General features: G+C 59.1%; 15 protein-coding genes and 5 pseudogenes. 8 read left to right on the forward strand and 12 right to left on the reverse strand.

The window, feature by feature from the left end:
- Positions 1 to 69 precede the first annotated feature (69 nt).
- The 8 genes and pseudogenes from IVB13_RS09670 to IVB13_RS09705 form a co-directional block, all read right to left on the reverse strand.
- Positions 70 to 452: pseudogene (locus IVB13_RS09670) on the reverse strand (transposase); the annotation flags it as partial.
- Between the two features lie 844 nt (positions 453 to 1296).
- Entirely contained in the window at positions 1297 to 1668 is a 372-nt protein-coding gene (locus tag IVB13_RS09675; RefSeq protein WP_247488644.1) for a hypothetical protein, read from the reverse strand.
- A gap of 50 nt (positions 1669 to 1718) precedes the next feature.
- A complete protein-coding gene (locus tag IVB13_RS09680; protein ID WP_247488646.1) occupies positions 1719 to 1958 on the reverse strand; it encodes a hypothetical protein in 240 nt (79 codons plus the stop codon).
- Positions 1955 to 2176 (reverse strand): annotated as a pseudogene (locus IVB13_RS09685) (DUF1214 domain-containing protein); the annotation flags it as partial. The gene IVB13_RS09680 and the pseudogene IVB13_RS09685, both read right to left, overlap by 4 nt.
- A 48-nt stretch (positions 2177 to 2224) precedes the next feature.
- Positions 2225 to 2503, reverse strand: a pseudogene (locus IVB13_RS09690) (cell envelope protein); the annotation flags it as partial.
- A gap of 106 nt (positions 2504 to 2609) precedes the next feature.
- Positions 2610 to 4051 (reverse strand): annotated as a pseudogene (locus IVB13_RS09695) (DUF1254 domain-containing protein).
- A 77-nt stretch (positions 4052 to 4128) separates the two neighbouring features.
- A pseudogene (locus IVB13_RS09700) lies at positions 4129 to 5575 on the reverse strand (DUF1254 domain-containing protein).
- A 184-nt stretch (positions 5576 to 5759) separates the two neighbouring features.
- On the reverse strand, positions 5760 to 6431 hold the full coding sequence (locus IVB13_RS09705) for a hypothetical protein (RefSeq protein WP_247488677.1): 672 nt from the start codon (positions 6429 to 6431) through the stop codon (positions 5760 to 5762).
- 687 nt (positions 6432 to 7118) lie between these two features.
- Here IVB13_RS09705 and IVB13_RS09710 point away from each other — a divergent pair.
- The 4 genes from IVB13_RS09710 (at position 7119) to IVB13_RS09725 (ending at position 11751) form a co-directional block, all read left to right on the forward strand.
- Positions 7119 to 7715, forward strand: coding sequence for a hypothetical protein (locus IVB13_RS09710; RefSeq protein ID WP_247488648.1), 597 nt, complete (start codon positions 7119 to 7121; stop codon positions 7713 to 7715).
- A gap of 507 nt (positions 7716 to 8222) precedes the next feature.
- Positions 8223 to 9113 (forward strand): hypothetical protein, encoded by an 891-nt coding sequence (locus tag IVB13_RS09715; RefSeq protein ID WP_247488650.1) that lies wholly within the window; start codon positions 8223 to 8225, stop codon positions 9111 to 9113.
- A gap of 363 nt (positions 9114 to 9476) precedes the next feature.
- Complete coding sequence (locus IVB13_RS09720; RefSeq protein ID WP_247488652.1) at positions 9477 to 10547, forward strand: transporter; 1071 nt, start codon at positions 9477 to 9479, stop codon at positions 10545 to 10547.
- Between the two features lie 454 nt (positions 10548 to 11001).
- The gene (locus tag IVB13_RS09725; protein ID WP_247488653.1) at positions 11002 to 11751 is read left to right on the forward strand and encodes a hypothetical protein; all 750 of its coding nucleotides are present in this window, start codon (positions 11002 to 11004) and stop codon (positions 11749 to 11751) included.
- A gap of 383 nt (positions 11752 to 12134) precedes the next feature.
- On the opposite strand, the gene IVB13_RS09730 is transcribed toward IVB13_RS09725, so the two are convergent.
- Positions 12135 to 13166, reverse strand: coding sequence for an IS110 family transposase (locus IVB13_RS09730; RefSeq protein WP_247488655.1), 1032 nt, complete (start codon positions 13164 to 13166; stop codon positions 12135 to 12137).
- Positions 13167 to 13484: 318 nt separating this feature from the next.
- The gene (locus IVB13_RS09735) at positions 13485 to 14516 is read right to left on the reverse strand and encodes an IS110 family transposase (RefSeq protein WP_247488657.1); all 1032 of its coding nucleotides are present in this window, start codon (positions 14514 to 14516) and stop codon (positions 13485 to 13487) included.
- A gap of 214 nt (positions 14517 to 14730) precedes the next feature.
- Between IVB13_RS09735 and IVB13_RS09740 the strand changes: the two genes are divergently transcribed.
- Together IVB13_RS09740 and cysK are read left to right on the forward strand one after the other, a co-directional pair.
- Positions 14731 to 15756: an IS110 family transposase gene (locus IVB13_RS09740; RefSeq protein ID WP_247454925.1), complete on the forward strand. Its 1026-nt coding sequence runs from the start codon at positions 14731 to 14733 to the stop codon at positions 15754 to 15756.
- Between the two features lie 666 nt (positions 15757 to 16422).
- On the forward strand, positions 16423 to 17472 hold the full coding sequence (gene cysK / locus IVB13_RS09745; RefSeq protein WP_247395172.1) for a cysteine synthase A: 1050 nt from the start codon (positions 16423 to 16425) through the stop codon (positions 17470 to 17472).
- Between the two features lie 498 nt (positions 17473 to 17970).
- On the opposite strand, the gene IVB13_RS09750 is transcribed toward cysK, so the two are convergent.
- Positions 17971 to 19347 carry an FAD-binding oxidoreductase gene (locus tag IVB13_RS09750; RefSeq protein WP_247488659.1) on the reverse strand — a complete coding sequence of 459 codons (1377 nt, stop codon included), beginning with the start codon at positions 19345 to 19347 and terminating at the stop codon, positions 17971 to 17973.
- Between the two features lie 107 nt (positions 19348 to 19454).
- Between IVB13_RS09750 and IVB13_RS09755 the strand changes: the two genes are divergently transcribed.
- Positions 19455 to 20363 carry a LysR substrate-binding domain-containing protein gene (locus IVB13_RS09755; RefSeq protein ID WP_247395174.1) on the forward strand — a complete coding sequence of 303 codons (909 nt, stop codon included), beginning with the start codon at positions 19455 to 19457 and terminating at the stop codon, positions 20361 to 20363.
- Between the two features lie 360 nt (positions 20364 to 20723).
- Here IVB13_RS09755 and IVB13_RS09760 read toward each other — a convergent pair whose 3' ends face one another.
- A complete protein-coding gene (locus IVB13_RS09760; protein ID WP_247488660.1) occupies positions 20724 to 24056 on the reverse strand; it encodes an adenylate/guanylate cyclase domain-containing protein in 3333 nt (1110 codons plus the stop codon).
- A gap of 727 nt (positions 24057 to 24783) precedes the next feature.
- Here IVB13_RS09760 and IVB13_RS09765 point away from each other — a divergent pair.
- Entirely contained in the window at positions 24784 to 25659 is an 876-nt protein-coding gene (locus IVB13_RS09765; protein ID WP_247369502.1) for a site-specific integrase, read from the forward strand.
- Positions 25660 to 25666: the final 7 nt, after the last annotated feature.

Genomic DNA, 25666 nt, shown 5'->3' on the forward strand with positions numbered 1-25666 from the left:
ATCACGATGCTCTGGAATGGGTGATCACGATGGCCTGGAATCGGTGATCACGATCGGCTGGAACACGCAAGTCTGCTGACGAATGAAGAGATGGCGCACGCGATGAAGCATCAGACAGCTCTGTTGTTCGATCGTCTTGGTCGGCACGAACCGCATGTTGGGCCTTGTGACCGCCTCACAAATAGCCTCCGCATCGGTGCTGTCGTTCTTCTGCCGCTTGACATAGGGCTTCACATAAGCCAGAGGCATCAATCGCACCGTATGCCCTAACGCCTGCAGCTCGCGGGACCAATGGTGCGATGAAGCGCAAGCCTCGATCCCAACTAGGCGCGGCGGTAACTTCTCAAACAAGGATAGCACGAAACGGCGCTCAGCTGACGGCGTATGACCACCTGGCCGGCTGCATCGACGCCATGCACTTGAAAGACCGACTTCGCGATATCCAGACCCATCGTTGAAATTGACTATAGGCTGCTCCTCCGAATCGTGGGAGCCTTAAACAGCGCCCACTCCTTGGCACTCTCGTGCCCGTGGATGAGCCGTCCACTGTCTGTCCTCGGCTGGCCAAACACCGCAGAGGTCGAGTTTGCCATTCCATCGAAGCGCACAGTTTCTCTGCTGGTATCGCTTCGATCAGCCTCGAAGCAAAAATACTCCAGGACGCTGACCGACTGCACGCCATTGCTTGGATCGGCATTGCGCGTTGCCTCTATCTCGCCGGAACGCGCAGGGCAGCAATCTATGACTTTGAAGACCCAACAGCTGCCCGAAGGAAGCCTGATGATATTTCCTACGCGTTAGACCACTTCCAAACCAAGCTTTTCGGTCTCCCGGATAAATTCTGCACCGCTACAGGGCGCAAATTGGCGGCGCAACCTTCTGTCCGACTTCACAAATTGTACAGGGGTCTCTAGACGAAGTGGGCTGCGAGGTCCGCTACGGGTCCAAGGGCGGCGGTCCGCGTCGGAGGCGATGACTTCTGCTCTACTCCCGTCAACAGACCTCAACAGCATATTTTCAGGGCGCGGCCACGTCATTGACCAAGCGCATAAAAACCACTCAACGCCCGCTCAGCACCAGCGCCATGCACAGCAGCATGGCGTGCATGATGCCGGTTGCGGCGCGTGCAGCGGAAAGCGCTTGAGAGCGCCGGTATCTTTGGCCTCAATCACATCGTGATTACTGGTGAGATTCCTGACGCCAAAAATCGAGCTATCGACCGCAGGAATTCATTGTGGCTCAAATCCCGTCCGCCAAGGCGTTCCACCAACAACGCAGCCCCCGTTCTCGAGCGGATCACTGTGAATTTCGATCCTTACTTGCTCCCCTCAACCGTGTCGCAGTTGACGGCGACTTCAGCCAATCTGCCATTTGGATGCACGTAAGAAGATCAACATAGCTCTGGTCTACGATTGTGGCTTCACCTTCGCACCTATCACGAAGAGGCACGGATGCAGTGGCCCAAACCGTGTTGAGCTGCTTTTGTGCGGCCAACTCATCGCGCATGCAGTCGGCAAAGCTTTGAGGCAGGGCAAGCCCCATGGTCTTGTCGTCAGCCGTAGTGGCTCTGCAAAGCGCCTCTGCCTTCAGTTCGGGGACGCGATCCGAGACCGGCATCACAAATAAATGGGCTCCGAGGAGCGCTGCAGATAACGCCGCTATCTTCATTTTGACCTCCTTCAACGCCTACCGATTTAATTGCAACCAAAAGTACCGCGTTAGAACTGGCCTGCTTGAGCCGGAGGACTGGGCCAATCGAAGCGCAGGTTGTTCCTGTTGTTACGATCAAACAAGTCCTGCCTGCAGATGAAGGTGCTTCTGCAGCTATCCACGAGAGGTGTGGCCCGACGAACATCGGCGGCCATCGCGGCTTTCGTGAGCGGTGTCCTGGCGGGGGCGGCCGTCGCGAATACCACTTCAAGGCCGTAAAGTATGGTGACCAGGAAGATCTTTGTCATTGGACCGCCTGCCTCGATGGCAAGGGTGTGCCGTACGTGTAGATCGGATCGAGGAGAGCGAGATCGGCCTGCGCGTTCAGCCATTGTGTTTTGCCGTCATAGATCGTGACCGACCAGAATGCCTCGACCGGGAGAGGCCCTCCAGCAGGAAAGGTCAGTGTGTAACTATGCTCGGAGCCGTAGAGCGGGCCGCCGCTGGCAAGCGACTTGGTAAATGGGTAGACCTCCTCAACGGCGTCACTGCCATAGAGACCGCCCTTGGCGGGGGCGGTGTCTTTGTAGGTTGCGACATACGCCTCGTTTTTCAACTGATTGAAAGGCGCTTTGAACTGGCTCGAATTTCGATCCACGGAGAATTCGTACATCGCCGCGTAGTTCATTACGATCGGGAGGCCGTAGATGAAGCCTTCCTCGGGGATGGCCTTGGCCTCGCGGATGTCAGGCCATTCCGCCTTGGCCTGCGAACCCGCAGGGCCGGGCATCATTGTCGTGCCAGTGAGCGCAGATAGCGCTGCGCTACGAAGCAGATCGCGCGTTGTAATCACGTGAACACTCCTCTGTCTTAATCGCTTCGGCTGAGGCGCGTGTCGATCCTGGGTTCCGAGACAGCGGGATCACGACGATGGAGAGTCCGCGCTACCGCTCGACGTGCTAGTTCACCGCGAAGATCGCCGGCGGCTTCCAAGAGCCTTCGCCGGCGGGCAATATCGACGGTGCCTCGGTCTTCGGCCAGTAAAGTCGCATCACCAGATAGATCGGCCCCTTCGGTGCAGGCAGCCAATTGGCTTCCTTGTCGGCCCCGGCGAGTTGTTCTGGATATACAGCGTCAGCGAACCGTCCGGGTTCGTTCTCATGGCCGGTATCATGGGGGAGTTGACCAGATATCGGTTGATCGGATTTTCGATCAGCAGCTGCGTCTTGCCGTCGTACATTGTAAGTGACCAGAACGCATTTACGGGCGGCTGCTGACCCGACAGGAATGTCAGCGTGTAGCTACTTTTGCTGCCGTCGAGTGTCTTGCCATCGACGTCGACGCGCGTGAAGGGATACATCGCCTCCGCTGCGTCGTTGCCGTAAATGCCCGCCTTCGCGGCAACGGCACGTTTCAACCAGTCGCCATCGTAATGGGCGCTGTCGCCAGGCAGCGAACCGATCCGCCAGCCATTGACCGCCTTGCCGACATTGGCGACGGCTTCGTCGACCTTGCGTTCACCTTCTTTCATGCCCAAGCCGACCTCGAGCTTGTCCTCCAGCGATAGGTCCCTGAAGTTGAACGTTTTTCCTGGGCCAACGCCAATGCTTGCGAGCTTTGCGCGGATTTCATTTTCGTTCTCCTGGGCGGGGGCGAACTGCAGCGCGAAGTCGAGATACTCGAAGAAGTTCGTCTTCACGAGTTCCTTGTCGATCTTGGGGAAATCGATCACGGGCGCGGCGGTCGGTGCGGGCTGGTTGAGATAGGCCGACAGCGGCTGCGCCTTGTAGCCGGCCTGAACCTTCTTGACGTTGTCGAGGTCTTCCGGATTGAAAAGCTGAGTGCGGTAACCGGCCAGGGAAAACTGCGTTCCGGAGCGAAACACCTTCTTGATGCCGGGCGGCGTCGCGCCCTTCCAGTCCGGCCCGACCACCATGTAGTCGCCTGGCTGGCTGCCCGTCGCACGGTTTCCGATATAACCGTAATTGTAGGTATTGCCGTCGCAAAGCATGACTGAGTAGTAGCGTTTGGGATCGACCCCCGGAACCGAAATGACGATCGGCTCCGCCCGCAGGTCCATCCATACGAACGAATACGGCGTGTCGCTGTTCGGAGTTACGATGGCAGTGTCCTTGTAGGTGAATACGTTCGGCTCGTTCCTGATCTGATTGAAGGGAGCCTTGAATTGCCCGGAGTTGCGGTCGATGGCGTATTCATTCATGACCGCGTAATTCATCACGATCGGCAGGCCATAGATAAAGCCTGCCTCGGCAATGTCTTTTGCTTTGAGGAAGCCCGGTCGCGGGGCGCTTGTCTGCGCCTGTGCCAGGACGGAATTCGCCGTTGAGGCGGAGATTGCGGCCAGCGCCGCGGAACGAAGAAGATCGCGCTTCGTCAACATGATGTCAGCTCCTGTTTTGGGAGTGTTGTTGTTCGCGGTCGGTCGCCGGCGCCGAAGCCCCGACGTCCTGTCAACTTTCATTGGGCCGAAATGCCCACCGTCGTCTGCGCCTTCATGATCGGCGGCGGATTCCATTTACCGGTCAGCGCTTCCGACTTCGGCGCGTACAGCCGCATCGTCAGATTGAAAGCTCCCTGCGGCGCCGGAAGCCAATTGGCTTCGAGGTCCTTGCCAGGGCTCGCGTTCTGGAAATAGAGATCGAGCGATCCATCCGCGTTGTACTTGAACGGCATCCAGCTGCTGACCGCAAAACGGTTCAGCGTATTGCCGACCTGGAAACCATCCTGGTCGTAGAGCGTGATGGACCAGAACGCATTGACAGGGGGCGTGGCGCCCTTCTGGAATGTGACGGTGTATTTGTTTGCGCCATCAAGCGGCTTGCCGCTGTCGTCCGCGAGATTGAGCGGATAGATGGCATCCTCGACCACGTTCGCGCCGAGACCCTGCTGCGCGAGAATGGCGCGCTTCAGGTAATAGTTGCCATATACGCCCACCGTGTCGGTGTTCATCGCCCATCCGTTGGCAACGCGCGCCAGCGTCGGCAGCTTCCAGGCCATCAGTTTCTGCGCGTCCTGCGGTGCGGTTTCGAGCGCTCGCTGCAGGATTGGATCGAGCTTGCCGATGTCGAAGCTTTTGCCAGGCTCAATGCCGATTTGCTTCATCTGCGCGAGAATCGGATCGTCAGTGACATGAGGCGGATGCAGCTTGAGCAACTCGGCAGCATTAGCGAAATACACGCCCGCGGACATCGTATCGACCTGGGTCTTTGGCGGTGTCTTCATGTCGATGCTTGGGTCGGGCTTGAATTCGGCCGGCTTTGGCGTTTTGCCATACTCGGAAAGGAGCGTGACCTTGTAGCCGGCCTGGATCTTGTGAACCGCATCATAATCCGGCGGGCCGTCGGTCTTGGTCCGGCCGATCAGCCAGACGTAGGGGGTTGGCGCGTCGATGCGTTGAGTGTCTTTTGGAAGCTTGAACTCCTCTGCAAACTTGTCGCGCAGATCCGGCCTCCAGTTCGCGCGTGCCACCAGGAACGTCCCGGCCCTAGTGCCCGTCGTGCGCCAGCCGGGCGACGCAAAGACGTCGGTCCACATGTCGAGCATTGGCAGCAGGTAGTATCGCCCATTGGTATCCGGTGCTGAGATGACGACTGGTCATGTCCAGCCATGAGGCGGAATACAGCGTATCGAAGTTGGAGCGCACTACGCCTTTAAAATCCGCCGGAGGGTATTCACCCACATTGACGAACGTATTCATCGGCCCTTTGAAATTGCCCATGCCGTTGGTGAATTGCTTGCGAGAAACGTCCATCGACATGATGGAGTAGAAATAAACATAGGCGTCTACCGCGATTGCGTGCGCCTCCTGTTCGGTGATGGGTGCTGCCGATTGGGCCAGCGCCACGGGCGCTGTCGCGGCGCCAAGGCAAAGAGACAATGTTAGCGGCAAGATTCCTCGAAACATGTTGAACCTCGTTTTCTGAATCGTTGATCTTTGATTGACAGCTTCGTTCAATTCTCTTTGTCAAGGTCGGACTCTTCCCCCTCACCTGATGGTCGGCGTGACGTTTCCTTTGGTTAGCTGGTCGGCATCATTCGTTCGCCGCCTTTGGCCAACCGGCGCCGCGATCCCCCTCTCTTCATTCGTTTCAGTAACAGGGTGGATAGGGGTAATCACCGCAAGCCGGGCGGGCGTATGGGTGGTAGTACGCAGCCGCTCCGTATGCAGCGGCGCCTACGACGCCGGCATACATGGCGCCGCGAAACGCCGAACGACGTGCGACGCCGGCAAACGACATCGGCGTGAACGGCCGGCCGATAATGTCGATGAAGAGGGCGGCTCCACCGTCGGCGCCGGCGATATCTCCCTCCAGGGTCTGAACGTTGAACGTTAGCTTGTCGCCTTCGAGCTTCGGATTTTTCAGCACGACGACCGCGTCCTTCACCGAACCGTCCTTGCCGAACACGGACAAGGTCGCGTTCGGCGGGTTGTTGGTGAAACTGTCCGCGCCCGATCCCCATTCCGCGATTACGTCGGCAGTGGGCTGGTGGCCGGCGGACCGCACCGGCCGATCGGCGAAGATGATCGAGCTGGGTGTTACGCCAATTAAGGTGAGCGTGTCGCCCTGCAACGTCGCGCCACGCGAGTTGAGCACGAACAGCGAGGGCACGATCTCGGGTTTGGCCGGAGCAGATGGAGTACCGATTGTTTTCAGCGAAAGCGGCGCTGCCGCGCTCTGAGCAAGCGCTACTTCTGTGCCATACAGCGCAGCGGTGACGGCGACACTTGCTACAACCAGATTCAGTTTTGTAATGCGCATGAAACCCATTCCTTTTTTTCCTTTTTTGCAGAAATTCGATCGGTCGACCTGGAAGCACCCGCGCGCAGCGGGCGCGAGAAGTCGCATTCAAAGAACATGCAATATCGGCTGCATCAAACGCCGCAGGGCGTGTGCAGGACTCGAATACGGGGCGCTGGAACTAAAGTCTCGTCGAGCTTAACGTTGAAGGGCGATTTCGAAATGATGCATCGGCTACCTCCACGAGTATCACGTTAGCACAAACTAGGAGAGCGAGTCATGGTCATAATTGTATGTCTATACGTTGTCGCGCTGTGGTTGGTGTTGTCGAATTTTCGGATCGTGAAATGGGCTGATTGTCGAGGACAATTTCGCTGCTGACCAACATTTCTCGCGCTTTTCAATTTCTCACCCCGTCGGGCCACGTGACGGTGACCGGCCGCGTCGTGGAAGTGACCCCGAATGTGACGGGGCAAATTGTCGCACATTGTGGTCAAACCGAACGCTCCCGGTGAAGAGGGACGAGTGTTGTTTCAGGTCAACCTGACCCCATTCCAGTACAAGCTCACGCAGTTGCAGCCGTCGCTGGCCGCGGCAAAGCAGCAGACCAAATTCTAAAGGCGAATTACGAGCAAGCGACAGCGAATATTAAGGGGCTCACCGCGCAGGTCGCGTACAACATGAAGCGCCTCGCCGACATACAAACGCTTGCGTCAGAAGACGCGAACTCAATTCCAGGCGCAGGACAAGCAGGTCCAGTATGAGACGGTGTCCGCGCAATTAGCGTCCGCCAAAGCGGCGCAGCAAAGCGGCAAGCTCGCGCTCGACTCCGAGATCGGTGGCGTCAACACGTCGGTCGCGCAACTTCAGGCGCAGCTCGATAACAGCGACTGGGAACTGTCTCAGACGGCGGTACGTACGCCGGTGGACGGCTATGTCACCATTGTCGCATGGTCTGTGGGCGATCGGGCGCTGCAGGCACGCTCGGCGACGTCGTTCATCATGGAAGATGACATCGCGGTGGTCGGGATGCTCGCGCAGAACGGTTTCCAGGCCGTCAAGCAAGGCGCGCCGGTTGTTACCGTTTTCGACAACGTTCCAGCCGCATCTATCATGCAAGGATCTCGGAATCCCGAGGGGGATCGGTCAAGGCCCGATCGCCGCGTCCGGGACGCTGGCGCCCACGGACGCGCTCGGTGGGGGCGACGGTGTACCCGGCGTCATCTCCATACCGGACGAGATGAACCGGGTCTTGCTTTTTTGGGAATGTCGGGAAGCGCTACGCCTTTGCTGACGCCGGCGTGATCGGTCTTCTTGGCTCGATCCTGTGTGGGTCAGTTCGTATACGGCGTGTCTTTAAAACAGTAGCTAAATCGAGCCGGCGGAATTGATGGCGCGCCATTGATTCGAATGGCCCGGTATCGGGGATTAGGGTGCAGTGCGGGACATTGCCTTCGGAGTGTCTTGAATGTCAGCTCCTGGCCTGAGCCGAGACCCTGCCGAGCGCTCTCGTCTAAAACCGCGTCTGGCGCAAGGCGGCCATCAGGCCGGGCCCGGACAGGCCAATTAGTAGATTAGCGGGTTTTGGCGCAAAGCGGAGGCAGCCTGCTCAAATTGAGAATTCCGCCAAGGGGCTTATTCTTGGCCGCAAACTGCTATACCGGGCGCGCTGCTGGCGTGGACCTTAGGGTCACGAGTACATTGTGGTTTGAACATTTGCGCACTAAGTGGCGCGGTTCATGGCAAGACGTGTTTCACCATCTGAAGCGGCCATGCGCCAAGCTAAGTTTGTGTCGAACGCGGAGCCCAGCATTGTTTGGTTTTCAAAATGCCGTAAGGGCCGCACTCGCCGCCGTGCTGATCTGTCCGGTGGCGAGCTCGTTGGCTGCAGATGCCGGCGACGACGGCGAGGCGAAACCGGCTGTGCCGACGATGTACCTCGACCTTAGATCCTATTATGGGCAGATTCCGGCGGGATCCCTAGCGTTTGGTTTTGGCCATCCCTCACTGTTCAGTGCAGTGCAAACGCTCTCTGGGCCGAACGGCGCGGCATTGCCAACCAGCTTGCCAGCGGCGAAATCGGTAAACGTTGATCTTCCGTTCACTGTTGACGTCACCGATAACGTCTCGCTTTACGGCGGCGTCTCCGGCAGTTCAACGCAGTTTGGGGGCGGAGGATGGTCGTCATTTGACATTACGAGCTGGAATATCGGTTTACAAGCGGACCTCTATCAGCAGAACGGCGGTACCTTTCCGACTGTGACACTGCAATCCACCATCACCCAATCTATCCCCAATGGACCGCTGACCGCGATATCGTTCAACAACATCCTCGAGTTCGACTATGCGCTGAATGCCGACGAGACCAGGGGGGTGCTTGCGGGTATCCAGCACACGCGCATCGATGTCAGTAATGCGGTGGTCAATGTCAGACCCAACACGATAGGCTATGTCGGCGCATACTACCAATGGCCGAACAATTGGAAGTTCACCGGACGTATTGGCGTCCAGTCGTTTGAGGGCGCACAGCTTCTGAACCTTGCGCCGATCCAGCCGTTCATCGAGCCAATTGTGCGCCTTGATCTCGATCGCATGGACGGCAATGACAACCGCCTGTTCGGAGTTACCGCCGAGATCATGTGGGTGCCGAAGCCTGCCTTCCAGCTAACGCTCAGAACGCCGCTTTACGCGGCACGCAATTAGTACGCGAGTCTTGATCGCTTAATGCATTTGGCCCTTCATGGCCCTAGGCAGTCGCAACAGTTAACGTTTGAAATGCTTGACGAACTTTGTCAGCGCGAGATCGGTGGGCAGGCGCAAGCCGCTCCGCTGATTCCAACTGCCGCCCACCGCCGGCTGAGCGCGGTCGCCGCCGCGAAATCGTCGTTGTCATTGATCCTGAGCAGCTTGCCTTGAGGATCGCAGCCGCGTCAGGACCCGAAGTAGCGGAGAGTGGGCGTGACTTTAGGGCAACATACAGCGTGAATCTGATGAGATTACTACCTTTGAGCGAGACATAGAACCGGCCATCGATACACTGTCATTCGTTAGCGGAGGGGCAGGCAGATGACGCAATGCGTATCCAAGCGCAAGTCTTGTGGTTTTGTTCGCGCAACGATCGGCCTGGCCGTGGCGTTTGCCGGCTTCTTGTCCGACGCTGCTTATGCCGACGAGGACGGCATCTCGTACTGGCTTCCGGGGCGTTTCGGCAGCCTCGCGGCAGTCCCTGCGATGCCGGGCTGGTCGATGGCCGAAGTCTATTATCACACCAGCGTATCCGCCTTCGGTAACGCAGCCGCAGCGAGAGAAATTCGCGTTGGCCGGATCCCCGCTAACGTCAATGTCGATTTAAATCTGCGTTTGAACGCTCAGGCGGACCTTGTCCTGCTCAACCCAACCTACACGTTTGCGACGCCGGTACTCGGGGGACAATTGGCAATTGGCATCACCGGCTTGTTTGGTCGGTCCGCCGCCACGCTTGACGGAACGCTGACGGCGGCGGTCGGGCCGTTTGTGACGACCCGCACGGGTACGCTCTCCGATTCAATCACCTCAGTTGGCGATTTATACCCGCAGGCAACACTGAAGTGGAATGCCGGCGCCCACAATTACATGACGTATTTGACGGGCGACATTCCTGTTGGCGCCTATTCTGCAAGCCGCCTTGCTAACCTCGGCATCGGTCATGGAGCCATCGACGGCGGCGGCGGCTATACCTACTTCGATGAGAAGTTGGGACACGAATTTTCGGCGGTCGCCGGGTTCACCTACAATTTCAAGAACACTGACACTCAATATCAGAACGGCATCGATTTTCACATCGATTGGGGTGCTTCGCAGTTTCTGTCGAAGCAGCTCTTCGTCGGATTGGTCGGCTACTACTATCAACAGATTACGGACGATTTTGGTCAGCCTCCGATCCTGGGTGGGTTCCGGTCGCGCGTGGTGAGTGTCGGTCCTCAGATCGGCTACCTGTTTCCTGTCGGTGATCTGCAGGGATATGTGAACCTGAAAGGCTATGGCGAGTTTGCCGCAGAAAATCGGCCGGCCGGCTGGAATACGTGGCTGACTTTCTCGCTTTCGCCAATGGCGCCGACCACCACCGTCGCCCCGTCGCGGCGGATCGTGACGAAGTAGTAGCATGCAGGCCGCTATCGACCCATTGGCTGGGCTGAAATGAAGGTGTAGCGCTGTGCGAAGCCACCACGGGCTTACTAGGCGAGCAAGAATCGAAGTCACGACGATGGATTCTTGTTTCGAGAACGCGGGCCGTTTTGTTCGTGGCATGTTAGCGGCCGAGGGGTGATGTATGTTGCCGTAATGGTTCGGGCTCCAGCTTAGGAGCGTTTATATTTACGTTGGGTCAATAGCGTCGGGTCCGCGCGCGAGCGCTTCCGGTCTGCCGAGAAAACGGGACTACTGGTGAACCGTCCGGGATTTCGAGTGGGGGCCAAGTGCGCTATCGAGGTCGATAGGCAATATGGCATCAGTAAGCTGAGCTCGCATATGGGGGACGCAGAGATACTCGCGGGGATCGTGAGGTGATCCCCAGAGCCGCATCGTCGCCAAAACAGCAGGAGCTGCATGGAGCATGTTTATTGCGGGGGTCGCGTTCGTGTTTATCTTCGGCGGAGCCTTGCTCGGAATTTTCCTGCGCAATGTCTTTCCCGAGCACCATCTCAATTCCGACACAAGGGATGTCGTTAGGGTAGGAACCGGTTTGATTGCGACGCTCTCGGCGCTTGTTCTTGGCCTTCTCATAGCCTCCGCGCAGAGCGCGCTGTATACGCAGAGCAACCAAATCAAGAATATTACCGCCAACGTCATTTTGCTCGATAACATGCTCGCGCGTTCAGGTGCCGATGCACAGCAAGTGCGTGCTTTGCTACGAAGTGCCGTGCAGAGTCTCGTGGATCGAATTTGGCGGGAACAAGATGGAGTTTCGACAAAAGCTGCGCCGTTCGAAGCCACAGCCCAGGCCGACCTCTTCTTCGACAGTTTGCTCAAGCTCACCCCGCACAATGACACTGAACGCATCACGCAGACCAAGGCCATTCAGCTCGGTATCGATTTGGCCCAAACACGGGTCCTTTTTGCACAATCGTCTTATTCCATCCCAGGGCCGTTCGAAAACGTACTTGTTTTTTGGCTTACGGCCACCTTCATCAGCTTCGGGTTGTTTGCGCGTCCAAACGTAATCATCGTGGTGACGCTGTTCGTCTGTGCGCTGTCGGCATCAACGGCAATTTTTCTCATAGTCGAGTTGAGCCATCCCTTTACTGGTCTGATGGCAATCTCGAGCGAACCGTTGCTGAGCGCGTTGGCCCCATTGGATCGGTAGCTTAAGGAACGCAACGATTTCCGCTTCGGAGTCAAGCGCGTCGGTTTGACCCTCTGCCGGTCACTTCCGGTCTCCCCCTAACTCCGGACGTACCGCAGCATCGCCCCGTATATGGACCCCGCCCGATTGCAACGACTGGCTTGATCAGGATCGACGGCCACAACTGCTGACGTATATCCGGCTTCTTGATGCGGCTGGACAACGTCTCCGCCGCGAGCCTCGATGGTTTTCGCCCGCTTCCACCTCAACGGCCCCGAGACATCGGCGCAAGCCGTGCCGGTCCACACATCAGGTTCGGGAAGCGACGGGGTGACCGTTTCGCCATCTCCTGCCATTTGTTGCAATTGCCGGTGAGACCTCCTTTCCTTGATTGCCGCTTCGCTTCAGGCCGCCTTCACCGAAAGCGCCGGCTCATAAGCCGCGTCGCCTGTGAGCATAGCCCACACGATCCGCGCGTTCTTGTTGGCAAGAGCCACGGCCGCGACATTGGGATGGCGCCGTTGCCGCATCTTGCCGAGCCATAGGCTTCGCGGATCCTGCTTGCCATTAGCACGGCTTAAAGCGGCGCGAGCTCCGTGAATCATCAGCGTCCGCAGGTATCGATCCCCCCGTTTGCTGATGCCGAACAAGCGGGCCCGCCCTCCACTGGATCGCTGCTTGGGTACCAGACCAAGCCAAGCCGCGAACTGTCGGCCGTTCTTGAAACAGCTTCTATCGCCCACGGCGGCGACCAAGGCTGTTGCTGTCACAGGTCCGACGCCTTCGATTTTGCCGAGCCGCTGGCACTGCTCACTCGTACGGAAGATTTCCCTTATCCGCCGGTCATAGGCTGCAATGCGGGTATCAAGCTCGGACAGCTCCTCTTGCAGTTCCCTCATGAGCGCTCGGAGCATCTCGCTGAGGTCGTCATTGATGTTTCCTACGATGACCGCGAGGCCACGCCGCAGCTGCGCGATGTCACGGGCAATGACAATCCCATGCTCGGACAGAAGACCGCGAATTTGATTGACGAGCCTGACTCGATCGGCGACCAGGCGCCGGCGAATGCGGTGGACGGCCTGTACCGCCAGCTGATCGGTTGATTTCGGTGGCACGAAGCGCATGGACGGACGACCGACCGCTTCGCAGATGGCTTCCGCATCGTTCTGGTCGTTTTTGTTCGACTTGACGTATGGTGTCACGAACTGAGGGCTGATTAGTCGGACCTGATGGCCAAGCTCCGTGAGCACGCGAGCCCAATAGTGTGCCCCGTTGGAAGCCTCCATGCCGACCAGGCAGGCCGGTAAATTGGCGAAAAAGCCGGCCACCGCATCGCGACGTAACCTCTTTCGCACAACGACTTTCCCGTGGTTGTCGACGCCGTGAACTTCGAAGACATACTTCGCCAGATCTAGACCTATCCGAACGACCTGCATAACATCCTCCTTCGCTGCAGTTGACGCTCGAGATTCCACCGCCGCAAGGGCGGGGTCCATACCATTGGCTCCGGGTTGGCAAGGAGAATCTTCACTTGCAGCCTTGGTCGGAGCAGCCATGTGTTCGGCCTTCTTGTGCGGTACTCATGACCGCTGGCCATAATGCCCTCCGCGGATCAGGTCCCGATCAAAAGCACGCATTCGAAGATGCCCTGGCCCATGTGGGTTGTCCTGATCGCCGGATCGACCGGCGCTGCATTAGTGCTGTTCGCCCTTCCAACCGTTACGTTACAGCCGGATGACCGGCTGTGATCTCGTTCACGCCGTAAAGCCGGCGGGTTCCTTGTAGGGTTCGTTCCTGGCCATCATCGCCCATGCCATCCTGGCGAGCTTATTGGCGAGTGCGATGGCTGCGACCTTGGTGGGGCGCCGTGCCAACAACGCAGTGAGCCAAGGCCGATGGCTTGTGCCATGGATCTTGGCATAGCGGATCACGGCGAGTGCGCCCGCTGTGAATAGGCTGCGTAAATAGCGATCGCCTTGCTTGCTGATACGGCCAAGCTTGTCCTTGCCCCCACTCGAGTTCTGCTTCGGCACGAGCCCGACCCAAGCCGAGAAGTCCCGCCCCGATCGGAAGGTCTTGGCATCGGCAACGCTTGCGACTAGCGCCGTTGCCAGTGCTGGACCGACGCCAGGGATCGCATCCAGTCGCTTGCTCGTCGCGTTTGATCGATGCCAGGCCATAATGCCCTTATCGAACTCCAGGATCTGAGCCTTCAGTCCCCGCAACTGACCGCCGAGAGCCGCAAGACACGCGCGGGCCACCTCCGGGACCCGGCGGTCGGCTGGATCGGCGACGACTTCCAACAGCTGTTCCACACCCCTGCGCCCGACGGGGGCAACAATCCCGAACTCAGCCAGATATGCGCGGATCGAGTTGATGACGGCAGTCTGCTGGCGAATGAAGAGATGGCGCACGCGATGAAGCATCAGACAGCTCTGTTGCTCGATCGTCTTGGTCGGCACGAACCGCATGTTGGGCCTTGTGACCGCCTCGCAGATAGCCTCCGCGTCGGTGCTGTCGTTCTTCTGCCGCTTGACGTAGGGCTTCACATAGGCCGGTGGCATCAGTCGCACCGTATGCCCCAACGCCTGCAGCTCGCGGGACCAATGGTGCGATGAAGCGCAAGCCTCGATCCCGACTAGGCACGGCGGCAACTTCTCAAAGAAGGACAGCACGAAACGGCGCTTGAGCTGACGGCGTATGATCACCTGGCCGGCTGTATCAACCCCATGCACTTGAAAGACCGACTTCGCGATATCCAGACCAATCGTTGAAATTGACTGCATAGGCTGCTCCTCCGAATCGTGGGAGCCTTAAACGGCGCCCATTGTTTGGCACTCTCGTGCCCGTGGAGGAGCCGTCCACATGGGGTAATCGCGGGAGCGAGTCGCCCCTCAAGCCGGGTCAACCGACAATGGAAGCTGGTGGCTGTTCCCCGATAGGATGGAAATACGGGCTCACGACCGGACGCCGGGCCCAAGCATCGAATGGAGAACAGCCATGGAAGAATATATCGGTCTCGACGTGTCGATGAAAGAGACGTCAGTCTCGATCCGCCGAGCAGGTGAACGGATCTGGCGCGGCAAGTGCGCATCTGATCCCAGAATCATAGCCGAGCTCATCCGCAAGCGGGCGCCATCCGTGAAACGCGTCGTATTCGAGACCGGACCGCTGTCGGTGTGGTTCTATCATTCTCTGCGCGCCGAAGGCTTGCCGGCGATCTGCATCGATGCGCGCCATGCTAAAGCGGCGCTCGATATGGCGGCGAATAAGACGGACGCAAACGACGCCGATGGCCTGGCGCAACTCGCGGAAGTCGGCTTCTTTCGTGAGGTGCGTGTGAAGGGATTCGACAGCATGCTGACCCGCACGCTTGTCGCAGCGCGGACGCGGCTGGTCCGAATCACTACCGAGCTTTCCAACCAGATCCGCGGCGTCATGAAAACCTTCGGTCTGGTCGTTTCTGCCGGAAAGGGAAGCACCTTCGAGAAGAACGTCCGGAGCCTTCTTGCCGATCAGGACGGACTTGCATCGATCGTGCTTCCGATGCTGGAAGCCTGGCGTGGCATTCGCATCCGCGCCGCCGAACTCGGACGCCAGTTGGTCCAGGACGCGCGCCAGAGTGAGGCTTGCCGCATCCTTATGTCCATTCCCGGCATCGGTGCGATCACCGCAACCGCCTTCACAACAGCCATTGAGAGGCCGGACAACTTCAGGAAATCCCGATCTGTTGGCGCCTGGATCGGCCTGACAACGCGCCGCTACCAATCCGGAGAAGTCGATTATGACGGCCATATATCCCGACGGGGCGACCACCATTTGCGAGGGCTTCTGTACGAAGCGGCTGCGGTCATTCTGACGCGCAGCTCAACCGACAGCACTCTGCGCACGTGGGGTCTGAAGCTCCGGGAGAGGATTGGCTTCAAAAGAGCTGCCGTGGCCGTGGCGCGCAAACTGGCGGTTATAATGCATACGATGCTTAAGACTGGCGAACTCTTCAATCCGAATGCCGGAGCCACCGCATAAGCCCGATCGCGTTCAGAACCCGAACGCCCAAGGTGTCCCTGCCGAGACGTGAGCCGAGCCATTCCGCTGATGCTGTTGCACTGCTGACTCAGCAAAGTGCGTCGTCCACATTGAAGGCTCGTCCTGCGAAGCTCCCTCATGCGGCGGCTAATGCCGACCGCGAAGACAACCATGCACCCGGCAGTGTCCCCTGAACGAAATTATATGCTTGACGCCTCAGCAGCGATTAGACAACAGCATCAAAAGCGGCCAATCGGCTATCCGTCGTGGCGCCCATTTTTGTTTGAAAAAACTTGGTTCGCCTCTTCAAAGCGGCGGACGGCGCGCTCAAGATCGAACCGTCCTTCAGGAGGGTTTCCGGATCCCACTGGCTTCTATGCGTGGGGTCGAGAATCGCCCCCATACACATGAATCGCGCCCGTCAGGCGGGAATGCCAATGTGTGCCGCCTTGGTTTTGCATTTCGCCGAAGGCGCCTGAGTCGTCTCGTGACGAGCCGTTTCAGGTCATTTCCCCGACCCGAATCGATGCCGGCCCGGCCTGATGTCCGCGAAAGAAGCCGTATGCAAGCTCTGCCCGATTGCCGGAAAATTCAGTTCGGGTATGCTTTGCCGGTTAACCCGCGCCAGTTTGCTTTTCCCAGAATAAGTACGACACAGGAGGTAGCATGGGCCACAGATATCAAACCATCCTTGAGACGGTCGGCCATACACCCGTCGTGCGGATCAATCGTCTCGCTCCCACGGGAGTCAATTTGTTCGTGAAGGTTGAGGCCTTCAATCCGCTCGGCTCGGTCAAGGATCGGCTGGCTCTGGGCGTGATCGAAGCCGCAGAGAAATCCGGGGAGCTGAAACCTGGTCAAACCGTCATCGAGGCGACCAGCGGCAACACGGGAATTGGACTTGCGATGGTTTGCGCCGCCAAGGGGTACCCGCTGGTGGTCACAATGGCCGAGCCCTTCAGCATCGAGCGCCGCAAGCTCATGCGATTTCTGGGTGCGAAGGTCGTCGTGACGCCTGCGGCCGATCGGGCCATTGGAATGATCAACAAAACGATCGAGCTTGCCAAAACGCACGGCTGGTTCATGACGCGGCAATTCGAGAACGAAGCCAATCCCGACTTCCACTCCAAAACCACGGCGCTCGAGATTCTGGACGATTTCGCAGGAGAACGACTGGACTATTGGGTAACCGGTTACGGAACCGGCGGCACACTGAAGGGTGTTGCGCGGGTGCTCGCTAAGGAGCGCCCCGACACCAAGATCATCGTCTGCGAGCCCGAAGAAGCGCAGCTCTTGGGCAGCGGTATCGAGCAGCAGCGGAACCCGGATGGCACGCCGGCGGCGCCACATCCGGATTTCAAGCCACATCCAATGCAGGGCTGGACACCTGATTTCATTCCGAAGCTGACCGGGGACGCCGTTATGATGAAGGTCATCAATCAGATTCTGCCGATTCCCGGCCCCGATGCTATTCGATGCAGCAAGGAGCTTGCGACCAAGGAAGGCATCTTTGTCGGCATCACCTCGGGCGCAACCATGGCGGGTGCGCTGAAGGTCGCAGCCCAAGCAGAGAAGGGCGCAAATATTCTTTGCATGCTGCCTGACACCGGTGAACGTTATCTTAGCACGCCACTCTTCGCGGATGTCTCTGCCGACATGAACGAGGAAGAGCTCAAGATATCGCGCTCCACGCCGACTGCCCAGTTCAAGCCATAGTTGTTCGGGACGCAATCCTGCACTGAATCAGCTGAAAGTGGACATCACCGCATGACTTGGTTGGATCAAAAAGCCGCCGTAGTACGGTGTCTGCGACATGTCCGGTGTACTGCTGATCGCGACTGAATGGCGGAGATCGTAGGACGCCTTGAATGGGCCAAACGCAGACATTTCGTGCTTTTCTCGCACAGATTGCTAACATGACACGGCGCTAGACCTTCGGTATCGTCCCTTAGCGAGAAAGCTCGAAATTTCGGAGGGTGAGAGGATGCCATCTTTCCGAAACCCCGCCGTTCAGTGAGTTCATTGATGCTGGCGACCACGATCTCGTCGGCTCGCTTTAAGTCGTCCATGCGAGCGGGTCGGCACACGACAGCCATTTTCGAGTCCTCCTTCGGGATCAGCACGCCAGACCAACTATAGAACCGGGCCGCAGCGTAGCGGCCTTCCACTGACATCCTGAACCAAGATGAGAGGGACGAAATGCCCTCACCTGGATCAGGCCAGCGGCCGGATGTTCTGATTCATGCGGAAGAAATTGTTCGGATCATACTTAGCCTTGATCTGCTGCAGACGCCGGTAGTTCGGTCCATATGCGGCAGCGACGGGATCGCCCACCTCGTCATCGTCGAGATAGTTGACATACCGACCGGAGGAGAAGAAGGGTCGCATGCCTTCGTAGGTTTCGCGTGCCCAGGAGATGCATTGCCTCGTATCGTCCGGCTGCATCCATTGCGCGAGTACCAGGAAGTTGTAGCCTTCTTGCCGATGCGGAAACGCCGTATCCCTTGCATCGACACGGGCCGCCGCGCCGTGGATGTGTTCGAGAAGCAGCTGCCCCGTGGGCGTCGGGCAGCGCGCGAAACATTCGATCATGGTCGCAATCGCACCATCACTCAGCTCACTGAGGAAATTGGACTTCCAATAGTTGAGGGCGCCTCTGGGGTAGTTGGCATCGAGCATGCTGTTGAGCTGGCAATAGGGCATCGGCCCGATTGCGTCCACGATCGGAGCCCCGAATTGTTTCAGCGGCCGCACGGCTCGTTCGGCTTCCGCTGCCGGACCGCAATGGCTGGTGACCAAGGCAGCTACCTCTGCGCCGGACCCGTCGGGCGCGTGCGTCAGGGTTGCGAACAGCGTGTGCTCGTCCGGTAGCGATCGCGTGCTGGCCCGGAAGAATTCGAGCACGTCACGGGAGCGATCGATAGAGTAGACGATGGGGCCGCCGGTAATGATTGGCCCTACTGCATGAAGGTCGTATTCGAGACTGGTGGCAATCCCGAAGTTTCCGCCGCCGCCGCGGATGGCCCAGAACAGATCGGGTTCCTCTTGCTTGCTAACCTGCAAGACCTTGCCATCGGCGGTGACGAGTTCGACAGCGCGCAAATTATCCAATGCCAGGCCGTACTTGCCCATCAGCCAGCCGAGTCCTCCGCCGAGGGTCAATCCGGCGATACCCGTGGTCGAGACCACACCTCCGGTGACCGCGAGGCCGTGAAGTTGCGTCTCGCGATTGACATCGCCCCAAGTCGCCCCGCCCTGCGCGCGTACGGTTTTGCCGACAGCATCGACATGGACGCCCCTCATTGGGGACAGGTCGATCATTATCCCGCCGTCGATGGTCGCGCGTCCCGCGACGTTATGGCCGCCGCCACGAACCGCGACCTCGAGGCCGAGCTTGATCACAAGAGCGACGGCGTCCACGACGTCGGCCACACTGCGGCATCTGGCAATCAACGCTGGCCGTTTGTCGACCAACCCGTTGTGGACCTTTCTCGCCTCCTCGTAGCCCTCGTCCGTTGGCTTGAGCAGTTGTCCTCCGAAGGAGGCGCTAAGGTCGGCGGCGGCGCTCGCGACAGATGTGATGGACGACATGACACGGTCTCCTCAATTCAACCCGCTATATCTTCAATCGGCGGCCCTCTCGGAGCAAACCTGAAGAATTCAGGTGAAGATGAATTGGTTTCATCTAGACTAGCCGCATGCACAAGCTGCCGCCCCTGATCGAGCTCCGCGCTTTTGAAGCTGCCGCCCGCCATCTGAGCTTCAAGAAGGCCGCGGCAGAACTCGGCGTGACGCCAACCGCGATCAGCCATCAAATCGTGCTGCTTGAGCAGTATTGTGGCCGCGCTCTGTTTCGCCGCAGACCGCGACCTCTTTCGCTCACCGATGCCGGAGCGCGGCTGTTTCCCGCCATTCGCGGCGGCCTTGAGGTGTTTGCCGCCGCAATCGCGGCCGTCAGGCGGGATACCGACCAACAGCCTCTTCGGGTGACGACAACGAATGCTTTCGCCAGCCGCTGGCTCGTGCCCCGCCTGCCCGCGTGGCGGAAGTTGCATCCCGATGTGCCGCTGGAAGTCATCGGCACGGACACCGTGCTCGATCTGCACGCCGGCGATGGCGATGTCGCCATTCGTTATGCGACTAGCCGAGTACTGCCGACGGACGGGATCATCAATGATCTCTTCAGCGATACATTCTGGCCCGTCTGCAATCCACGTTTGCTTTCAACGGGACGCCTGAAGAGACCAGTCGACCTCGCAAACCACGTTTTGATTCACTCCTATTGGTCGCCGGCCGATCGTGAGCCGCCCACATGGCAGAGATGGTTTGCCGTGGCCCAGCGCAGGTGGCGCGAAGTGCCCCAATTCAAGGATATGCAGCACTTGAGTTTCCGGGAGGAACTGCACGCCATCGAGGCGGTGATCGCGGGGCAGGGAGTCGGGATTTTCAGTGATGTGCTCGTCGCACACGAACTCGCCGCCGGTACGCTCGTGAAAGCGTTCAAGTTGAGCTTGTCTGGCTATAGTTTCCATGTGGTCAGTAGGCCAAGCCATCCGCGCGCGAAGACCATCCGAACCTTCTCAGAGTGGTTGCAGTCAAATGCTTAATTCGCTTCTTCTGCGCCTTCGAAATGTTTGCTCGGCGTCAGAATGCGAAGAACTCAGCGTGGGCAAATCTCGTCCGCTGTGCCCGACTAAGCGGACCTCGATAAGGCGTGCGCCGATTTCGCTTCCGGGTTCATAAGCAGTCATTGCGAGTTTGGATCGGTTTTTGAATGCACCGACCCGCACTGAATGAAACGGTGCGAGCGAGAGCAAGTGCGGTGCGCGAGAGCCCGGTTGAGCGTTGGACCCGGGGTAGCCTGGATGACCCACATTGGCGCGGAGTCGTGGCGGCGCCAGCGTGGACCGGCGATGCGCAGATGCGGAGGAACAAATGTGAGCCGGCGAAGAGCTGAACAAACTGCATCACTTCAACCGATCGAGGAGCGCCTTTGCGTCTTTCAGGTCCGAAGTACCTAACCCCTCGGTGAACCAATTGTAAATTGGCGCGAGAATGTCGCGTGCCTTCCGTTCATGGTGTTCGGCTATTACCCGGGCTAACGCTGTGGCGGAACGGAGCTCAAAAAGTCTAGCTCCCTGCTGGCGGGCCGTTTCTATGGCCTTGGCCAGGCATTCTTCTACCATGTCAGTAGGTGCGCCCTCGCACTGAAACAACAAAGCGTCCAGCCGATCCATTTCCGCCGCGAGATAGTTTTCGCCAAAACTCGCGCAATGCGCTCGCGCGGCTGACAAATAGGACCGCGCCGCCACGGCGTGACCTTGCACGAGAAAACTCTCCGCCAAGCAGATCTCGGCGTGGGTAGTGTGCAGGACGGCTCCGGTTTCGTACCATCGCCTCACGCCCTGTCGCAGGAGATTCAGGCCGCCCTCGAAATCGCCGAGCTGATGAATTGCCCAGCCTTTGCATCGCTCACCGAGAGCCAGCCATTGGGGCATGCGGTGCTCGCGCGCCGTCTCAATGGCTTCCGATGCGAAGCGGGCCGTTGCCGCAGGCTCGTGCTGTGACTGAGAAACGTGCGCGGCAACGCCGAGCGCCCAGGCAAGGCTGTGCGCGTTATTTTGCTGGCGCGCATGCGCTACGGCCGCCTCAATCAGCCTCATCCCGGATTCGGGGAAACCCATCAAGATTTTTACCTGCCCGCCATAGGCTCGGCAAACCATACTTGGATGCTCGCCATAAATCGCGAATTCGCCCTCCGGAATTGTGTCGGCGATAGTCGCTCCCTGAGCAAGCATTTCGGCGGCCTCTCGGAATTCGCCTGCAATAAGTAGCGAGTAGCCAGATGCCCGATGCGCCACGGCGAGTTTTGCCGGATTCCCGTCTTCTTCTGCCAAGCCGACCAAGTCTCTTGCCAAAGCCGCCGTCCTCGGAAGCGGCTGGCGCATCAGGCTGGAATTCCATGCGATCCGTTGCGCGGCGAAGCGACTCTGCGACTCGTCGAGCTTGTCCGAAAGTTCCTTGGCCCGAACAGCACACTCCTCCAAACGTATCGACCCAAAGCCGTGGACCGCGATCAGGGATACCGCGAGAGCAAGCATCAGACCCAGCTCACGCTCATCGCGCTGATGGCTCGGCGGCAGCTTTCCCACTAAATCGAGCGCGCATCCGAAATGACCGACCGCCTCGTGATGAGCAGATCGGTCTGCGCTGCGCGCTCCGGCGCGTCTCCAAAACTCGATCGCGAGATCGACCAGGCCTGCCTGGGAGTAGTGATGAGCTAAAGTCTCTGGCTGCGCCCCGATCGTCTCCTGGAATTCTTGTTCGAGCACCTTGGCGATACGGGCATGCAACTCCTGGCGTTGACTGCGTAAAAGAGTGCCATAAGCCGTGTCCTGCACCAGGGCATGCTTGAACAGGTAGGTCGCACGCGGCGGCGCGCCCTGCCGGAACAGCAAGCCAGCCGCAATGAGACGGTCCAACGCCGATCCCAGCTCTGGTTCGCGCTGGCGCACCACCGAAGCCAGGAGGGCGTAGGAGAACTGGCGCCCGATCACCGCCCCGACCTGCGCCACCTCCTTGGCCGCGCCGAGCCGGTCGAGCCGCGCCATAAGCGACGCGTGCAGGCTTGCGGGGACCGCCAGCGCCGGGGGCGGAACCGCGCTGGCTGTCCGCCGCGCTTCGCCCTCGCCCTCCGACTCCATCACAGCCTTGGTCATTTCCTCCACGAAAAGGGGAATGCCGTCGGTGCGCTCGATGATATCCTGCCGGATGCTTGCCGGCAGACCCTTGTTGCCGACAAGATGCTCGATTATGGCATCGATGTCGCGCTGACCTAACCGATTGATGGTGAGGGCGGTCACGTAAGACCGGCCGATCCAGGGTGGATTGAATTCCGGCCGAAACGTCACGCTCAGCAACACGCGCAAGGTCGGAATCTGGTCCACCACCCGACCAAGCACTTCCAGACTCGTCGGGTCGATCCAGTGCACATCCTCGAAGATCATTAGCACCGGATTCGCTCGCACTAGCGTCTCTAGTTGGGCGGCGAGTGCTTCCAGCGTTCGTTGCCGGCGTTGCTGCGGTGTCAGCTCGATCACCGGATAGCGGTCATCGTTCGCGAGCGACAGCATCTCGGCAAAGAGTGCCGCGTCCTGGGCTGACGTCGAAGTCTGCGCGAGCAGTGCGTCGAGTTTGTCGAGCTTCGCTTGCGGGGAGTCGTCGTACGCGAGTCCGGCGGCACGTTCCATCTGGTGGATGAAGGGATAGAGCGCGCTGTCGGTATGCTGTGGAGAACAGAAATAGCGCAGGCGCGTGTGCGGCTCGCCGGCAAGGCGTTCCAAAAGCGCAGCCGTGAGCCGCGATTTGCCAATGCCGGGCTCGCCCGAAAGCAACACGACTTGGCCTTCGCCGGCTTTTGTCTTCGACCAGCGCCGTAGCAGCAGTTCGAGTTCTTCTTCCCGCCCGATAAGTTCCGTCAGCCCGGTCGCGTGAAAAGCCTCGAAGCGGCTTTCAACTGAAGCCGGTCGCAGTGCCGCCCAGGCATTGGCAGGCACCGGTATGCCCTTCAGATCCTTTACTCCGAGGTCCTCAAGCTCGAATAGATTGCCGAGCAGCTTGCGGGTATTTTCGGCAATAACGACCGTGTTCGGTTCTGCAATGCCCTGCAAGCGTGCCGCATGGTTCGGCGTCTCGCCAACGATTGCCTGCTCCTGAGCAGAGCCCGACCCGATCAGGTCGCCGACCACTACTAGCCCGGTGGCAATGCCGACCCGCGTCTGCAGTACCGCCCCGGTCTTTTGATTACTTACGGCACTCACCAACTCCAGCCCCGCGCGTACCGCTCGCTCTGCGTCATCTTCGTGAGCCTGCGGGTAGCCGAAGTAGATCAGCACGCCGTCGCCCATGAACTTCGCCACGAACCCGCCGAAGCGGCTCACAGTTTCGGCGACGCAGTTCTGATACGCCGAAATTACTTCGCGCAGGTCCTCCGCGTCCATGCGGGCGGAGAGCGCCGTCGACCCCACAAGGTCCGAGAACATCACTGTGACTTGGCGGAACTCGGCGGTATCGTTCGGTTGAAGAGTTGCAGCAGTAGGCTTGGGTGTTCCGTTGTCGACGCCATCCAGTTCGGCTATCGCACGTAGCATCTTGCGGCGATGGCCGAGCAAGACCCCGAGGTCCTTAAGATCCTGATCCGTCAAATCGCGGAGCACGCTGAGGTCGACACCGTTTTCGGCAAAGCGTTCGGCGTACTCGGACATGCCGAGCTTTTTAAGCCAGTCCGCAACTTGCTGCATGGCGGCCTCGCGCGGATTGTTTGCCCCGACCCAGCTTCGGGACCGGGGCGACAGTTGGCGTGTCAATCCGCATACGCGCCGCCAGTTTACCGCCCAGGATGGCCGGCATTCAATCTACCAATGGAGCCATCAGGGGCCGAAATGACAAATCGGGTCGAACTGAGAAGAACTCGGTGCGAGCACCACGTTGTCGGCTTTGCCGATGAACGCGGACATTTTACCTAGCCGGCGGCATGTCTCAGAAGAGGCCAGAAGGCGACGCTCGACCCATAAAATGCGCCACAGAGTAGTTCCGACCTACCCAAAAAATCACCCTAAATTGATGACGCTGTTCCGTTGTATGCTGCTCTGCACACTCGGGAACGCCGCTTGTTAACAATCATTGATTCTTTGTTTTGTCAGTGAGCTTCGAACACGATCGCCTTATAGCCGATCGTCATTGAAGGCGTGAGGCTTCAGGATGTCGGCGAACGCCCACAGTCTTTCTTCGTCGAATGTCTCTTTGGGTCATTCGCGTCGGTTTGGCGCTCGGATGCAAACTTCCGGTCTACCCCTGTGAGCCGAAATAAAGCTGCAGCACGCCAACGGAAGCGATGGGCCAAAGGACTAAACCGCTCGCGCGGTAGGGCACTGCGGCGGGCGTCGGGGCCAATGGGATAGCGCAACGGGGCGTCCTGTCTTGAGATCGAGGGGTTTCGACAACCTCACTCAAGACAGGAGCATCCCCATGACCGACCAGGCCATGAGCCCGTTACGCCGGCGCATGATCGAAGACATGACGATCCGCAAGTTAGCGCCAAAGACCCAACAAGGCTACATCCGCACCATCAGGGATTTTGCTGCGTTCCTCGGCCGGTCGCCCGACACGGCGAGCTTTGAGGACGTCCGGCGCTTTCAGCTGCATCTGGCGGCGAACGGCGTGCACATCCCGATACTCAACCACACCGTGGCTGCATTGCGGTTCTTCTTCAGGGTCACACTGAGGCGTTCCGACATCATCGAGCACACGACGTTCCTCCACGAGCCCCGCAAGCTGCCGGTCGTGCTCAGCGCGGAGGAAGTGGCGCGGCTGCTCGATGCCGCGCCGGGCCTCAAGTACAAGGCGGCTCTGAGCGTGGCTTATGGCGCGGGTCTGCGCGCCGCCGAGGTGATCTCACTCAAGATTGGCGACATCGACAGCAAGCGCATGGTCATCCGCGTCGAACAAGGCAAAGGACGTAAAGACCGCTACGTGATGCTGTCTCCACATCTGCTTGAACTGCTGCGTGCCTGGTGGAAGGCTGCGCGACCGCAGGGCTGGCTGTTCCCGGGGCGCGACCGCGTGCAGCCGATGACGACGCGCCAGCTCAATCGCGCCTGTCATGCCGCAGCCCAAACAGCCGAGATCGACAAGCGCGTCTCGCTGCACACCTTGCGGCACAGCTTCGCCACCCATCTGCTTGAGCAGAACATCGACATCAGGGTGATCCAGGTGCTGCTCGGTCACGCCAAGCTCGATAGCACGGCACTCTATACCCGCGTCGCCACCAAGACGATCCAACAAGTCATAAGCCCGCTGGAGCATATCGCCCGCAAGGTCGAGAGGGCTGAGCCGCCCGCCTGACGCGAGG

It is taken from the genome of Bradyrhizobium sp. 17, assembly GCF_023073515.1.
Classification (GTDB): Bacteria; Pseudomonadota; Alphaproteobacteria; order Rhizobiales; family Xanthobacteraceae; genus Bradyrhizobium; species Bradyrhizobium canariense_D.

Bases quoted from the DNA above. Each gene is read 5' to 3' on its own strand.
- IVB13_RS09740 (WP_247454925.1), top strand. From the start codon at position 14,731: ATGGAAGAATATATCGGTCTCGACGTGTCGATGAAAGAGACGTCAGTC.
- IVB13_RS09750 (WP_247488659.1), bottom strand. From the start codon at position 19,347: ATGTCGTCCATCACATCTGTCGCGAGCGCCGCCGCCGACCTTAGCGCC.
- IVB13_RS09730 (WP_247488655.1), bottom strand. From the start codon at position 13,166: ATGCAGGTCGTTCGGATAGGTCTAGATCTGGCGAAGTATGTCTTCGAA.
- cysK (WP_247395172.1), top strand. From the start codon at position 16,423: ATGGGCCACAGATATCAAACCATCCTTGAGACGGTCGGCCATACACCC.
- IVB13_RS09765 (WP_247369502.1), top strand. From the start codon at position 24,784: ATGACCGACCAGGCCATGAGCCCGTTACGCCGGCGCATGATCGAAGAC.
- IVB13_RS09725 (WP_247488653.1), top strand. From the start codon at position 11,002: ATGTTTATTGCGGGGGTCGCGTTCGTGTTTATCTTCGGCGGAGCCTTG.
- IVB13_RS09680 (WP_247488646.1), bottom strand. From the start codon at position 1,958: ATGACAAAGATCTTCCTGGTCACCATACTTTACGGCCTTGAAGTGGTA.
- IVB13_RS09675 (WP_247488644.1), bottom strand. From the start codon at position 1,668: ATGAAGATAGCGGCGTTATCTGCAGCGCTCCTCGGAGCCCATTTATTT.
- IVB13_RS09735 (WP_247488657.1), bottom strand. From the start codon at position 14,516: ATGCAGTCAATTTCAACGATTGGTCTGGATATCGCGAAGTCGGTCTTT.
- IVB13_RS09755 (WP_247395174.1), top strand. From the start codon at position 19,455: ATGCACAAGCTGCCGCCCCTGATCGAGCTCCGCGCTTTTGAAGCTGCC.
- IVB13_RS09720 (WP_247488652.1), top strand. From the start codon at position 9,477: ATGACGCAATGCGTATCCAAGCGCAAGTCTTGTGGTTTTGTTCGCGCA.
- IVB13_RS09705 (WP_247488677.1), bottom strand. From the start codon at position 6,431: ATGCGCATTACAAAACTGAATCTGGTTGTAGCAAGTGTCGCCGTCACC.
- IVB13_RS09760 (WP_247488660.1), bottom strand. From the start codon at position 24,056: ATGCAGCAAGTTGCGGACTGGCTTAAAAAGCTCGGCATGTCCGAGTAC.